Below are 654 nucleotides of genomic sequence, written 5' to 3'. Positions count from 1 at the left end.
CCAGGGCCGGGACGGCCTGCAGGCTCGAAGAACAAGCACCGGGCCAGGCACCACGACGTCGGCAAGACGCTCAAACGCGCCGAGTCGATCAAGCAACACCAAGCCCGCCCACGTTAAACGTCAAGCTAAGTAGCTGTTGTCGTTCCGATCTTGAGGGGTGTGCGTCGAACGGGAGTCTCGATCGGGTGATCGCAGCTGGCCGCGGGCATGAGAACAGGGCCTCTTGGTAGCGCGGGGTTGCGAAGCCAACCGAGATCCAGGAGACCCTGTTGCCGCAGTTTTACGTGCTCGCGCCGGTGGAGTTCAACTCGGCTGCACCGACGTGTGATTGTGTCGCTCACCGGTTCGGGAATGCGGCCGATCATCCGGAACGTGTTCGGCGGTATCCCTCGGACATGACGGACGCGGAGTGGGCTGAGGTCCGGCCGCTGCTGCCGGTGCCGGCCTGGCTGCGCGGTCGGGGCGGCCAGCGGGAGGCGTACTGCCACCGCGCGATGCTGGACGCGATCCGCTATCTCGTGGACAACGGCCAATGCCGTTGCTTGAGAGGTGCACGTAGTTCCTCTCCAGGCGCGGTGACCGCCGGGGCGCTGGTTCGTTGACACGGATATGCATCCATGGATCGGGTTATCCGATGAAGTCCGGCTCGGGTTG

General features: G+C 64.7%; 1 pseudogene. It reads left to right on the top strand.

Features of this window, described 5'->3' with window-relative positions:
• Positions 1–296 precede the first annotated feature (296 nt).
• A pseudogene (locus tag ACTWQJ_RS52040) lies at positions 297–530 on the top strand (transposase); the annotation flags it as partial.
• Positions 531–654 lie beyond the last annotated feature (124 nt).

The sequence above is a fragment of the Streptomyces sp. KR55 genome, assembly GCF_052245645.1.
In the GTDB taxonomy this organism is placed as follows: domain Bacteria; phylum Actinomycetota; class Actinomycetes; order Streptomycetales; family Streptomycetaceae; genus Streptomyces; species Streptomyces flavusporus.
This window is presented reverse-complemented; position numbering and strand designations above follow the sequence as displayed.